General features: G+C 34.1%; 11 protein-coding genes. 8 read left to right on the top strand and 3 right to left on the bottom strand.

Features of this window, described 5'->3' with window-relative positions:
* Positions 1-225 precede the first annotated feature (225 nt).
* Positions 226-558, top strand: coding sequence for a helix-turn-helix domain-containing protein (locus tag FD26_RS06230; RefSeq protein ID WP_057867606.1), 333 nt, complete (start codon positions 226-228; stop codon positions 556-558).
* Here FD26_RS06230 and FD26_RS06235 read toward each other — a convergent pair.
* Positions 541-906, bottom strand: coding sequence for a winged helix-turn-helix transcriptional regulator (locus tag FD26_RS06235; RefSeq protein WP_057867569.1), 366 nt, complete (start codon positions 904-906; stop codon positions 541-543). The genes FD26_RS06230 and FD26_RS06235 overlap by 18 nt on opposite strands.
* Positions 907-1,089: 183 nt before the next feature.
* On the opposite strand from FD26_RS06235, the gene FD26_RS06240 reads away from it, so the two are divergent.
* Entirely contained in the window at positions 1,090-2,280 is a 1,191-nt protein-coding gene (locus FD26_RS06240) for an MFS transporter (RefSeq protein ID WP_082596244.1), read from the top strand.
* Positions 2,281-2,392: 112 nt separating this feature from the next.
* Positions 2,393-4,144, top strand: a complete 1,752-nt coding sequence (locus FD26_RS06245) for a collagen-binding domain-containing protein (protein WP_057867570.1) — start codon at positions 2,393-2,395, stop codon at positions 4,142-4,144.
* A gap of 94 nt (positions 4,145-4,238) precedes the next feature.
* Here the strand turns inward: FD26_RS06245 and FD26_RS06250 are convergent, their stop codons facing one another.
* Entirely contained in the window at positions 4,239-5,318 is a 1,080-nt protein-coding gene (locus tag FD26_RS06250; protein ID WP_057867571.1) for an acyltransferase, read from the bottom strand.
* Between the two features lie 112 nt (positions 5,319-5,430).
* On the opposite strand from FD26_RS06250, the gene FD26_RS06255 reads away from it, so the two are divergent.
* Positions 5,431-6,096, top strand: coding sequence for a CPBP family glutamic-type intramembrane protease (locus tag FD26_RS06255; RefSeq protein WP_057867572.1), 666 nt, complete (start codon positions 5,431-5,433; stop codon positions 6,094-6,096).
* A gap of 584 nt (positions 6,097-6,680) precedes the next feature.
* Here FD26_RS06255 and helD read toward each other — a convergent pair.
* Positions 6,681-8,954: an RNA polymerase recycling motor HelD gene (gene helD / locus FD26_RS06260; RefSeq protein WP_057867573.1), complete on the bottom strand. Its 2,274-nt coding sequence runs from the start codon at positions 8,952-8,954 to the stop codon at positions 6,681-6,683.
* A 351-nt stretch (positions 8,955-9,305) separates the two neighbouring features.
* On the opposite strand from helD, the gene trpS reads away from it, so the two are divergent.
* The 4 genes from trpS to FD26_RS06285 all read left to right on the top strand — a co-directional run bounded on the left by trpS (position 9,306) and on the right by FD26_RS06285 (position 13,151).
* Positions 9,306-10,322: a tryptophan--tRNA ligase gene (trpS, locus tag FD26_RS06270; protein WP_057867575.1), complete on the top strand. Its 1,017-nt coding sequence runs from the start codon at positions 9,306-9,308 to the stop codon at positions 10,320-10,322.
* A 130-nt stretch (positions 10,323-10,452) separates the two neighbouring features.
* A complete protein-coding gene (locus tag FD26_RS06275; protein ID WP_057867576.1) occupies positions 10,453-10,890 on the top strand; it encodes a MarR family winged helix-turn-helix transcriptional regulator in 438 nt (145 codons plus the stop codon).
* Positions 10,891-10,914: 24 nt separating this feature from the next.
* Positions 10,915-12,420, top strand: coding sequence for an MDR family MFS transporter (locus tag FD26_RS06280; protein ID WP_057867577.1), 1,506 nt, complete (start codon positions 10,915-10,917; stop codon positions 12,418-12,420).
* A complete protein-coding gene (locus FD26_RS06285; RefSeq protein WP_057867578.1) occupies positions 12,420-13,151 on the top strand; it encodes a DUF4811 domain-containing protein in 732 nt (243 codons plus the stop codon). The genes FD26_RS06280 and FD26_RS06285 overlap by 1 nt, the downstream gene beginning before the upstream one ends.
* The last annotated feature ends 51 nt before the right edge of the window (positions 13,152-13,202 follow it).

Below are 13,202 nucleotides of genomic sequence, written 5' to 3' on the forward strand. Positions count from 1 at the left end.
CAACTCTATTTATCGTACAGCCTAAAAAATTCGATTTTTGTGGAAGGCGGCATCCCTTAATCAAAACCAGTTTAATATTCTAAGCGTTTTGCCATCGTTATGAGGAAGTGCTACCACAGTTGCAACCGGTGGTTGACGTTTTCTCTAATAATGTGCGGCTTTTATTGATGACAAATAAATTGAAAGAGAACATACTCAAATTAATTTAAAAGGCGGTGATTGATGATGATCTTAGGAACAAGAATTAAAGAAGAACGTGAGAAAAAAGGCTGGAGTCAAAATGATTTAGCAGAAAAATTACATGTCAGCCGTCAGTCAGTTTCTAAATGGGAATTGGGTAGTGCTTATCCAGACATCGAACGCTTGATTCAAATCAGTGATCTTTTTAATGTGACGTTAGATAGTCTAATTAAAGGCGACAATCGGCTACAAAAGAATATTAAAGTTGAACATTCTACAGAGTATCATATGAATGTTTGGGATTTTTTAAGCCGTTATTGGTGGCTGATTTTTCCAGTTGGAGGATTTTTGTATGGGATTTTAAATAATCTCAGATGAGGTAGTATCTTGGATTGTTTTGATATACATCTCTCCCCACTGGTCCATTGATTTGATAAGAGGAACAAGTGATTTACCTAGATCGGTTAGATGATAACTAGTTTTTATGGGAATAAAAGAAACGTCAATTTCTTTTGCGATAATTTGATCCTGTTCCAATTGTGAGAGTTGTAAGGATAACATACGTCTTGTACAACCGGGCAATGTCTTGAGTAGTTCACTGTAACGAAGTTCCTGTTCCATTAGGCGACAGAGAATAATAGATTTCCATTTTCCGTCGAGAATTTTTAAAGTAGTGTCCAATGGGCAGAGTTCTCCATGACGAGTTTTCATATCTAGAGCATCCATAAGTGAGCCTCCTAAATAGTCATAATTTAAGTGAATTGTAGCATTTTATTAGTTGGAAATATAATAATTGAAAAAGCAATACGGGAATTTAATGATACTAAGTATGATTAAATTCCCGTATTGTCTTTTTTTTAATTTAACTTATATTTCGAGATGAATAAAATTATTAAGGAAGCCTTAAAGATGATTAAAAGAATAGATTTTAAATTGAATGAATTCATGATGGTTGTTGGCTTGTTTTTGGTGGTTTTTGTTATGGGTGCTGATTCATTTATTATTTCTCCGTTATTGCCGGCAATAGCCAAAGATTTCAATGTATCAGTTGAAGCCGTGGCTTTAGCAGTAACTATTTACGCACTCTGCTATGCTTTGAGTTCGCCATTTTTTGGACCATTGGGCGACAAATTTAAGCAAAAGAATTTATTAATGCTAGGTATTTTGTTTTTTCTTATTGGCAGTTTCTTATGTGCGGTCTCGCAAAATATTTATCAATTTTATTTTTTTAGAGCAATAGCTGGATTAGGAGCGGCTCTATCGATGCCCAATGTTTGGGCTATAATTGGCAATCATTTTGAAGGCAAAAAATTAAATATAGTTATGGGCATTGTTATGTCAGCTTTATCGTTGTCTATTGCGGTTGGAGTTCCTTTAGGGACAACTTTAGCTCAATTAGCTAATTGGCATATGGCTTTTTGGGGATCAGGTATTTTGATTCTATTAGTTTTACCAGTTCTTTTAGAAGTAATTCCTAAGAATGGAGGGAATTCAGAGAATACTTTGAACTATTTAGAAGGATTTAAAAATCTTTGGAATTCTAAAGAAGCTCTGTGGGCATTATCAATAAATCTTGTCTGGATGTTCGGTTTTTATACGATTTATACGTTTTTGGGAACTTATTTGCACGATGCTTTCAACTTAAATGTCTCAAAAACAGGCTATGTATTCATTGTTTATGGATTGAGCAATTTTATTGCTAGTTTTTTTGGAGGAACGATAATTTCTAAAATTGGGGCTTTGAAAAATATCATTATTAATGGGATATTATCTAGTATTTTTATTTTAGGATTGTCCTTTTATGACAGAAGACTCGTTAATATACTGATTTTTTTGATTTTGATTGCCTTAACTCAAGGAATTGGTGTTACAGCATTAACAGCCTATATAGTTAACGTTGTTCCTAGCAATCGATCAACTGTAATGTCATTTAATAGCTCCTTCTTATACTGGGGGCTAACGTTAGGATCAACATTTGGATCGATTTTTTATGAACAGATTGGATTTAAGGGATTGGGAATTTTTTCGTCACTATTGATTTCATTAGCTGTGTATGCAACTTATAGGTTAAATAATCGTCATAAAAATATAATTAAATAGTAATTTGACAATGATATAGAGTAGAGCAATAATTTTCATAAATAAAATTATTACCGATTTTTATTATTTAGATAATAATTATTCTAAATTATTGAGGGAGATTTAGTTAATTATGTTTATGAAAAAGGGAAAAGAATGGGCTTTATCTTGTGCTGCTGTAAGTACTCTGATTTTAACGGGAATGTGTACAACGGTTCATGCAGATACAACTACGGCTCAAGATACAGCTGCAAGTACAACATCAACAGCTACTGCTAATAACGATAGTTTAAATAGTGTGACAACGGCTACGACACAAGCCAGTTCACAAAATTCTGCCGTAACACAAGCAGCTAACAGTGATGTTCAAGATGGTGGCAAAGTTAGCGATGACTTTTCGAATGAGAATAATAATCAGTTAGGATATGCTTCCAATTTTCATATTTTTGCCAATGAAGCTACTTTAAATGCCCATACAAATGGAAATATTGCCGTGGGAAGACTAACGGGTCATGTTAATTTTGGTACTAATGTTCATGAAGGACACGTGGATAAAGATGTTTCTTATGTACAAGCACATAACAATATTGCCAATAGTTCCTTTGTAAGCCAAACTGAAAATAGAACTAATAAAGTTGTTTTTGGTGAAGGAAATACGATCGATGTATCTAATCCTAATAGAACAAAGGTTGACCAAACTGATATCGATCATTTAACTAAGGATGAAACTTATCAGGATAAGAATGGAAACCAATATATTGATTTTTCAAATTATTTTGGAAAATTAGAGAGTAAATCGAATTCTTTAGCTAACCAAGATCCTCAAGTAACAGTTTCTAATAGTGATTTTCCTGATCAAAATCAAAGAGTTATTAACCTCGAGGATTATCAACCTAATGCTAATAATCAAATTGTCATTAATGTTGATCCAGACGTATTGACTAGCGGTACACCATTAACAATCTTTGGACTCTCGAAGGACAATGGTGGAACCAATATTATTATTAACGTTGATACTAAAGGTCAAGATCCCTATACTGTCAATTCTCAAATCAAACTGATTTATAATGACGGTAAAACAAACGACAATACAGAACGTCCTAACCAAGAGACTGAATATTTTGATGATAATCATTTGCTTTGGAACTTTTATGACAGTACCGCTAGTGACAAATTATATGATGGTCAAATAAATATTGATCGTCCTTTCCAAGGGAGCGTTTTGGCTCCAAAGGCAACTATTAATGTTAACCAAAACCTTGATGGTAATATTGTGGCTGATAAGGTAAACGTTAATGCTGAAACCCATAGATGGGATCTTCAAGATGATGATAGTGATAAAGATGATGAAACCGAGTTTGAACTTGCTGTCACTATTCCTGGCGAATTACCGGATTTACCAGGTGAAGAGGAAAATAACGGTGAAAACATTTATAAGCATGATAAAGAAATAGAAGAGGATATTGATCCTGATACCGGTGGCCTAGTAGAGGTTGATGGCGGCAGTGAAGCTGAAAAGCCTGATACAGATGATAACGAGAACGGCAACGAAGAAGATAATAACGGTTCTGAAGAGAACAATGAAGGTAATGAAGAAAACACACCTGATGAAAATACCGATAATGAAGCTGGTTTAATTACTAACGGTGGCTCAGAAGGAAATACTTCTAATGAAAATAATAATAATTTAGAGGATGGATTGTTATCAGGCGTTGTTGGCAATAATAAAGATGAATCGCAAACTCCAACAACTGACTCAACTACTTCAACAGGTACTTTGCCACAAACCGGAGAAACAACGGGGATAATGGCAACAATTATTGGCTTGATTCTAGCTGCCTTTGCATTTATTTTGAAAACAACTCGAATTAAAAAAGAAGATTAAGTAGTAAATACAGAGCCAAAATAATTTTTTCCACATAAAAATCCAGTGTGACAACCAATAAAACGGTTGCTACACTGGATTTTCTTATTGCTAGTTATTTAGAATTTCTTTTGCGTGAATTTCCGGTTAGTAAGTAATTGATACCAGGAATTAAATTTAAAATCCAAATGATAATAATTGAAAGAACTGTTACTACAATGTAACGAATAAAAGTTGCAATCAAACCATGGATAGCAATATGGTTCATAAAGAAAGGTTCGATATAAAGAATCAATAAGTTATGAATTAGATAAACACCGAAAACTAAAGGTGATAGGAATTCAAAAACTTTGATGGTTGTGGCAGATGTAATACGATTACCCCATTTTTGTAACAGAATAAAGGCCGCTACAGACATGATCGGGATGAAAATAGAAGTGACATAGTAATTATTGTTTGTATCAAAAATATTAGGAAAAATTTCCGAAACAAAGTTGCCACCAATACCGACGACCAAAAAGATTACTATCAAAATTAAATTATTAGTATTTTCAACTTTTAATTTGGTTAATAGATAACCTAGAATGAAATATCCTGTAAAGCCACCGACTAAGAAAAAGTTTGCTACAGGCGATAACTCTAGTACATGTTCAAAATTCTTAGGTAACATGACAGCAATTGATGGGATTAAAGAGCAGGTTACAAGCCAGATACCAGTAACATAGATAAGCATCCCATTAGTAGCATTTTGAACGAATGTTTTGATCACAGGAGAAAGAATATAGATTCCTACTAGAGGGTACATAAACCAAAGTGTAGGGGATGTCGGTTGATAGAGAATTGTTTTAACAGCGCTTAAAACATTATGTAACGATAGTGAGTGAGCGTAGATCCCAACGACAATTGGTGAAATAATTGACCAAAGAACAAAGGGAATTACTACTCGAGGAATTCTTTGCTTCCAAGTGTAGGACAGAGAAGTAGTTTTTTTACTGTTAAGTAATAAAGAACCAGAAATCATAAAGAAGATTGGAACACTAATATGAGCTAAATAATTTAAAATTTTAGTTATTTGCCACTGACCAGTTCCGACATTTAAAGTAGTGTCGATAGCCGAAACGTGAATAAAAATAACTAGTAAAATAGCGATAACACGGATGAAATCAAGATAAAAAATACGATGGTTTTTATTCATTAAAAATCCCTCCATAAAATACTCTATTAATAATAGTTGAAAACGGAATGAAAATGAAGTATTGGCGTATGATATAATGACAAAGTAAAATTATTGATTGGAAGAAGTTATTATGCGCGTAGGAGAATCCCCAGGAACAGATTTCGTTAGATATATAATTTGGATTGCATTTTCTATCGTTACTTTAATGTTAAAAAATAATTCAGCCAATAAAAGCGGCTTAGATACACCAATAGTAATTGCCTTTTTTGTGGTTGGCTTAGTTACATTATTTTTAATGATAAGAAAGTATATACGTGAGGAAAATTCGTTTTCTGACACGGCTGAAGGATTTGTATATTCTTTAGTTTCTAATATCGGCTTAGTTGGTTTGATGATTATTTTAGTTTGTCTGCTGAGAATTATGGTCAGTTATTTACAAGTAACTGGTAAATTACCTAGTTTTCAAAATGATGATGTTTTAAGTTCAGATCAAAATGTTTTTGTCTTCAATATGGTTGCAAATGTCTTTATTGTAACAATTCAACAACAGTTAGTTCAGACAGGATTTTTCTTTAATTACTTCTTTAGAAAGAGTTCTGCATACAGTGCTATCATGGGTATTTTGTTGAGTGGAGTTGTAGCTGGATTGATCAGTCTACCTGGTTCCCTCATTCAATTTTTGATGATGATGGCCTTGGGCTGGTGTTATGCTTTGACTTATCTATATACCAAAGATGAAAAAATGGCCATTTTTGTAGCTATGGTTAGTGCCGCCGTTGGTACAATAATTATTTAGAGAAATTAAATTAAAAAAATAGATTTAAGTAAGCTTCTAGTGTTTCTTGCTTAAGATTGGTTAAATCGCAAGTATTAAAGGATGCCATCTTCCACTGCGCTAGGAATGGTCTGGAACGTAGTGGGCGGACTTGGAGTCTCTTGGCTTTGCCAACAGTCTTCAAGCTCCACCTTTATCTAAGTGTGTTCCACACTAAGATAAATATCACTACTGAGACCATCCTAGCTCCGTTCCAGATTAGTTTATTAGTTAATATTATTAACCTTCAAACTTGCAACAATGATAAAATTCAAATCTAAAAAAAGAGCTAATGACTTTTTATATTATAGTCATTAGCTCTTTTCGTGTTTAAAATATTTAAAATGAAAAATTATATAACAGTGACATTAGCCTGGAACGAAAATTGAAATTGGCTCAGCTGTGAGATTATTCTTGGCAATTTATTGCTTAGAATAAGGCCGAGCTTGGAAATTATGCGTAGCATAAGTTTCAAGTCGTGCCCACAGCGTTCCAGCCAAATTTCAATTTTTGTGGAAGGCGGAATACTTATACTTTAACCAAGTATATGAAGAATCAAGCTTAGTTTACTTCTCAGAAATAAGTTCGGCAGGTTCGCTGTTCAATAAAGGTGAAATATTTTTATCAACGCACAAGGTTAAACTGTGCATAGCTCTGGTACAAATAGTGTAGAGAACATCAACACTACGTTGATCAGGATAATTGGTAGCAGAAATGTCATGACCAATTACAGCGTCAAATTCAAGTCCCTTAGCCAAATAAATTGGTAAAATCAAAATTCCCTTAGGAATGGAACGGAAATCAGCATCAACTAAAGTAACAATCGATTCATCGCTAAAGTGAGTATAAATTTGTTCAGCCTGAGCTTGGTTTCTAGTTAAAATTGCTACAGTTTCGTATTTTTTATTAAGATCTTTGGCAGTTTCTTTCAAGCCTTGGTAATAATTGTCATCTTCAAAAACTTTAATGACAGGATCTTCGCCTTGGCGTGAGAAAGCTTTAACTTCATCGCCATTAGGCAACAGTTTGGTAGCAAATTTAGTGATCTCGGCGGTAGAACGATAACTTTGATTGAGGGTAATTGTAGTTATTCTCTTTTTGCTAAAGAGATCGTTAACTTCTGTAACTAAATCGTTTTGACGATAAGAACTTGTTAATACGTCTTGAGCTCGATCGCCCAAGAGTGTCATTTTGGCATTAGGGAAGGCATGAGAAATATATTTCAATTGAGCCATTGTGTAGTCTTGAACTTCATCGATAAAGATATGTTGAATGGCATGATTGATACCACCATCGGTAATAATATCGCGAAGATAAAGAATTGCTATAGAATCGCTAAGTTTTAACTTGTGAGATTCTATTTGATCATCAATTGATTCAATCATTGTCTGCCAAATATTGTCAGAAACTAAGTTTTGCTTCATTGTGCCCAATAAGAAAAGATATTCTTTATAGGGATTGAAGAAATAGTTATTGAGCAAGGCATTATAGATAGGAGCATAGCGTTCACGTAAGAATTCTTCTGCAATAATTTCACGTTGGTTCGAAGATTCCTCAATATTATGATCAGTAATGATCTGTTGGAAATCTTCATCTGAAAGATTATCAATTTCTGCTTGAACCCAATCTTCATTACGATCTTCATGGATTCGTTTTTGAAGTTGTTTAATTAAGATGTTTTTAGTTTTGAGGAAGCGGTCAGGAATGTGATAAGCATGGTTAACATGATCATAGATATCTGAAATTTCCTCTTTAGTAAAGAATGGTTTACCTTCAAAAATAACATTTTCAAAATGCAAAATATGTTCGGGATGTTGTTCTTCAAGTTCCTGCAATTTATCTAAGAAGTCGCCACTTTCTTTATACAAACGCATCTTGATAGCTGTACTAGGAAGATTATGTTCATCTCTTTCATAACGTTCAAAGAGTGTTTCAACCTGAACTCCGGTTAGACGTAAGAAAATGAACTCGTTTAAAGTAACTTGGCGCATATTTCTTTCACCTAAACTAGGCAAAACTTCAGAAATATAGTTACTGAATAATTTATTGGGTGAGAACAAAACAATATTGTCCGCATTCATTGTTGAACGGCTGTGGTAGAGCAAGTAAGCAACACGTTGCAAGATAGCTGATGTTTTACCAGAGCCAGCAACACCTTGGACTAATAGGACGTCAGAGTGAGTATCACGGATGATTGTATTTTGTTCATGCTGAATGGTAGCAACAATATTTTTTAAGTATTCGTCGCTGTATTCGCTTAAGACAGATTGGAGTATTTCATCGCCGACGGTTTCGTTGGTATCGAACATGGTACGAATTTTGTTATGAACGATTTGAAATTGACGTTTTTTCTTTAAATCGACCTCGGCAGTTCCATTAGGTGTTTGGTAATGAACTTTGCCTAACATTCCGTTGTAATAAATACCTGAAATAGGAGCACGCCAATCGTAAATCAAAAATTCGCCATCATCATCCTGAAGGGTAGAAGTACCTATATAAAGCGTGTCTTTTTCACCATCTTCAACAATATCGATTCTGCCAAAATAAGGCGATCCTTGTAAGTTTTCGAGTTTCAAGCGATTAGAATTTAAAATATTTTCATTTTCAACAGCCAAAGCCACCAACTGTTTCTGTTGTTGAACAGAGGCGTTAGTTTCCATTTGGTCATCGACTTCGGTAGTATTGACTTTGGTATTTTCACCATAGTTACGCTCAATTCGATTTGTTTCTTGATGAGTTTGTTCAATACTTTGATCAACACGTTCAATTTTGTCATCAATTTTTTTAGCAACTGAATTAACACGTTCTTGTTCTTCAGCTTTGGTTTGGTTAATCGTCATTAAAAACACCTCTCGTTGACAATTTGTCGGTTTTTAATTATGCTAATAGCAATTAGAGTACATTAAATCATAGACATTTTTGAGTACTAATTCAAGTAAGTTAGTTCAGAGAATAACTCCATGGCTGGAAGAGTTATTAACCTTGATTTAGGAAATGGGTACGGGTGGCTACCTTATAGCTTTGAGTGGTAGATTATTTAGATCTACAAAACAGGTGGCACCACGTGTAAGCGTCCTATTATTTTATATGAATAATAGGACGCTTTTTTATTACTGCAAGGTTAATACTTTAACAGCTCTTGATCAAAAACTCAAATTTGTTAACTTTAATGATAGTCCAGGAGGAGAAACATGAAAACAAATACAATTTTAACTGGTGATCGTCCAACCGGAAAATTACACATTGGGCATTACTTAGGATCTTTAAAAAATCGAGTAAAGCTTCAAAATGAAGGTAAGTATAAGATGTTTATCATGATTGCTGATATGCAAGCATTTACTGATAACGCTCGAAATCCTGAAAAAGTTCGTAATAGTTTGATTCAAGTAGCGCTTGATTATCTTTCTGTAGGAATTGATCCAAGTAAAACTAATATTTTAGTACAATCACAGATTCCAGCTTTGAATGAATTAACAATGTATTATCTTGATTTGGTTTCTGTTTCTCGTCTGGAAAGAAATCCAACAGTTAAATCTGAAATTCGACAAAAGAGTTTTGGTGAAAGTATCCCTGCTGGATTTTTAACATATCCAGTCAGTCAAACCGCTGATATTACCGCTTTTAAAGCTGATACTGTTCCTGTCGGCGATGACCAAGAGCCAATGATGGAACAAGCTCGTGAAATCGTGCGAACTTTTAACAATACCTATAATGTTGATACATTGGTTGAGCCAGAGGGCTATTTCCCACCAAAGGGTCAAGGTAGATTACCTGGAATCGATGGCAATGCTAAGATGAGTAAATCATTGGGAAATTGTATCTATCTATCAGATCCAGCTGATGTGGTAACTAAGAAGATTATGTCTATGTATACTGATCCTGATCACATCCATGTTGAGGATCCCGGTAAAATTGAAGGCAATACTGTCTTTACATATCTTGATGCATTTGGAACTGATAAGGAAAAGATTGCTGAATTGAAAGCACAATATCAAGCTGGTGGTTTGGGTGATGTTAAAGTTAAACGTTACTTGAATGATGTTTTGCAAGAAATCCTTGAACCAATTCGAAATCGTCGTGCAGAATACGAAAAGGATATTCCTGGTGTTTACGATATTTTGAAAAAGGGTAGCGATAACGCTAACATCGTTGCTAATCAAACTTTAACAGAAGTTAGAAAAGCCATTGGCGTTAATTATTTTGACTAGTTTCTGAAAACAAAAAATATTTTTTCTGAAAAATGCTATGCTTAACTCTTGATTTTATCAAGAGTCGGGTATAGCATATTTTTTGTTGTAAAAAAATGAAAAGTTTTTTTTAATAAAATGAGGTAAATTTATGGATGATTATAATTTAGTTGGTTTCGTAATGAAATATACTCAAATTAAAAGGCGTATTGCGGCTTTTTATCTAAAGGATAAAGGTCTTAATACTTTTGAGAGTATCCTTTTAGCAATTGTCTATAAAAAGCATGAATGCAGTCAGGATAAAATTGGAGAAATCACTTTATCTGATGGTGCAATCATCGCTCGTTCATTAAAGAAACTTGAAGATCATGGTTTTGTTTTTCGATATCCTGATCCCAGTAATGGACGTAAGAAGATTGTAAAAATTACCGAAACAGGGGAAAAGTTTTACGATGTGATTCGAAATGCTTTTCAAAAAGGCAATAGTACAATGTTCAAGGGAATCAGCTTTGAGGAACAAAAGCAACTAGAGAGTATATTAGAAAAGGTTTATAAAAACTTAGACAACATCGAGATACCTTCTAAATAAAATAGAAAAAAGGAGTTTATTATTATGGTAAGTAATAATAAAGCAATTGTGGATGCACATGGAAAAACATTTAATCGTAACCTTCTGGTTTTGGTTTTACTTGTTGGTACATTCTGTACTGTTTTAAACGGTACAATTTTAACTACCGCTTTCCCAACCTTAATGAAGGAATTTAGTGTTACAACTTCTGATGTTCAGTGGTTGACAACTGGTTTCTTGATGGTTAACGGTATTATGATTCCTGTTACTGCTTGGTTAAGTAACAACTTTAGTACAAAGATTTTATATATTATCGCAATGTCGACTTTCTTAGTCGGTACAATTATGTGTTTTGTGGCACCAAGTTTTGGCGTGATTTTGGCAGGACGTTTGATTCAAGCAGTCGGCGTTGGTATTACAATGCCATTGATGCAAGTTGTTATGCTGTCAATATTCCCTGCTAATCAGCGTGGTGCTGCCATGGGTCTGGGTGGTTTAGTTATTGGTTTAGCCCCTGCTATTGGACCTACGCTTTCAGGATTTATCATTGATAACTTCACATGGAGAGATTTGTTTGGAATGATCATTCCAATTGTTATTTTAGTTTTGATCTTGGCCTGTATCTTTATGAGACCAGTTATTCAAACTCATCGTACGAAACTTGATGTTTTGTCCTTGATCGAGTCAACCGTTGGATTTGGTGCCATTTTGTATGGCTTCTCATCTGTTGGTAACGACGGCTGGGGTTCAATAACCGTTATTGGTTCAATTGTGGCTGGTATTATATTTATTCTATTGTTTGGTTTCCGTCAATTACATATGGATAAACCTTTCTTGGAATTACGAGTTTTCACAGAAAAGAAATTTGCTATCGCCGCAGCTTTGTCATCAGTTACAAATATGGCAATGATCGGTGTTGAAATGGTTCTACCATTGTACCTTCAGATTGTTAAAGGTATGTCAGCTTTCCACTCAGGATTAACGCTTCTACCAGGTGCTTTGATGATTGGTATCATGAGTCCTATCACTGGTAATGCCTTTGATAAGTTTGGACCTAAGGATTTGGCACGTATGGGTATGTTCTTATTGACTGCCGGTACAATTCCTTTCTTATTCCTAACTAAGTCAACACCAGTTCTTGATATTGTTGTTCTTTATATGATTCGTATGTTCGGTATTTCTATGGTTTTGATGCCTGTTACAACCGATGGTATGAATGCTTTGCCATTTAACTTAATGAGTCATGGTACTGCTGTTAATAACACAGTTCGCCAAGTCTTCAGTTCTATGGGTACGGCTATTTTGGTTAGTGTTCTAACTAACGTTACAAACAATTTAAAGCCTGGAAAATCATTATTAGCTCAATCACCATTGAAATATAAGGATCATTTTTTCAATGCTACTTTAAGTGGATACCACGCTGCCTTTGCGGTCGCTATTTTGTTCTGTGTGATTGGTTATCTGATTAGTTTAATGGTTACTAACAGTTCAAAATCAAAATCAGTTGATGTTGATACATTAAAGAAAACAAGATTGGCAGGTGATAAATAATGATATTAGTTTCAATTCTAATTTGCGCAGGTTTGGCTTATTACTTCGCCGTATTTTTGAAAAATAAAAAAGTCGGTTATGGACTATCATTTACATTTATTGCCTTGTTTATTATTAGTTTGGTTTTATTAGTGTCAAATGAGTATGGACACTTTGGAATGCAAAAGGTTGATGATGAAAAGACTTATCAAATTCAATCAGTTCAAAAAGGTTCTAAACTTTTGCTAAAGAAGGAACTTGGTACTAGTGGCAAAGAGGATGTCTATGTTTATCGGACACCTGAAACAGCTAATAAAAAGAAACCTACTACAACTAAAGTTGATTATAATGTTAAGAACGTAGTTAAGACTGGTAATTATTCAGCCGCTACATTAACTAAGAAAACAACTCGTTGGGAATATAAGAATGACTTTTATTCATTTCTATTTGGAATTTCCGACAATAATAAAGAATTTGTCAAACAAACAAATACCTTTAAAGTCGGTAAAGATTGGTTAGTCTTGACAACAACTCAAGCTAGTCAACTACAAAAGAAAATGAAGAGTAAATCATTCCAAGCTCAAATGAAGCAAGATGGTGCAGCTTATGTTAAAGCAGCAGTAACTAAAGCAATGCAAACCAATCCTTCAATGAGTGCTGATCAACAGAAACAAGTTACACAACAAGCTGAAAAAGCCTTTAAGGCTGAAGCTCAAGCTAAATTGATCCAAGAAATTAAAAGTCAAAAATAATTTAGAATATTAAAAAGCTGAGAGTCGAATCTATGAATATTTCATAGTCCG

This window comes from Companilactobacillus crustorum JCM 15951 (genome assembly GCF_001434585.1).
In the GTDB taxonomy this organism is placed as follows: domain Bacteria; phylum Bacillota; class Bacilli; order Lactobacillales; family Lactobacillaceae; genus Companilactobacillus; species Companilactobacillus crustorum.

Coding starts and splice junctions, on each gene's coding strand:
- helD (WP_057867573.1), bottom strand. CDS start 8,954: ATGACGATTAACCAAACCAAAGCTGAAGAACAAGAACGTGTTAATTCA.
- FD26_RS06240 (WP_082596244.1), top strand. CDS start 1,090: ATGATTAAAAGAATAGATTTTAAATTGAATGAATTCATGATGGTTGTT.
- FD26_RS06280 (WP_057867577.1), top strand. CDS start 10,915: ATGGTAAGTAATAATAAAGCAATTGTGGATGCACATGGAAAAACATTT.
- FD26_RS06250 (WP_057867571.1), bottom strand. CDS start 5,318: ATGAATAAAAACCATCGTATTTTTTATCTTGATTTCATCCGTGTTATC.
- trpS (WP_057867575.1), top strand. CDS start 9,306: ATGAAAACAAATACAATTTTAACTGGTGATCGTCCAACCGGAAAATTA.
- FD26_RS06285 (WP_057867578.1), top strand. CDS start 12,420: ATGATATTAGTTTCAATTCTAATTTGCGCAGGTTTGGCTTATTACTTC.
- FD26_RS06255 (WP_057867572.1), top strand. CDS start 5,431: ATGCGCGTAGGAGAATCCCCAGGAACAGATTTCGTTAGATATATAATT.
- FD26_RS06245 (WP_057867570.1), top strand. CDS start 2,393: ATGTTTATGAAAAAGGGAAAAGAATGGGCTTTATCTTGTGCTGCTGTA.
- FD26_RS06275 (WP_057867576.1), top strand. CDS start 10,453: ATGGATGATTATAATTTAGTTGGTTTCGTAATGAAATATACTCAAATT.
- FD26_RS06235 (WP_057867569.1), bottom strand. CDS start 906: ATGGATGCTCTAGATATGAAAACTCGTCATGGAGAACTCTGCCCATTG.
- FD26_RS06230 (WP_057867606.1), top strand. CDS start 226: ATGATCTTAGGAACAAGAATTAAAGAAGAACGTGAGAAAAAAGGCTGG.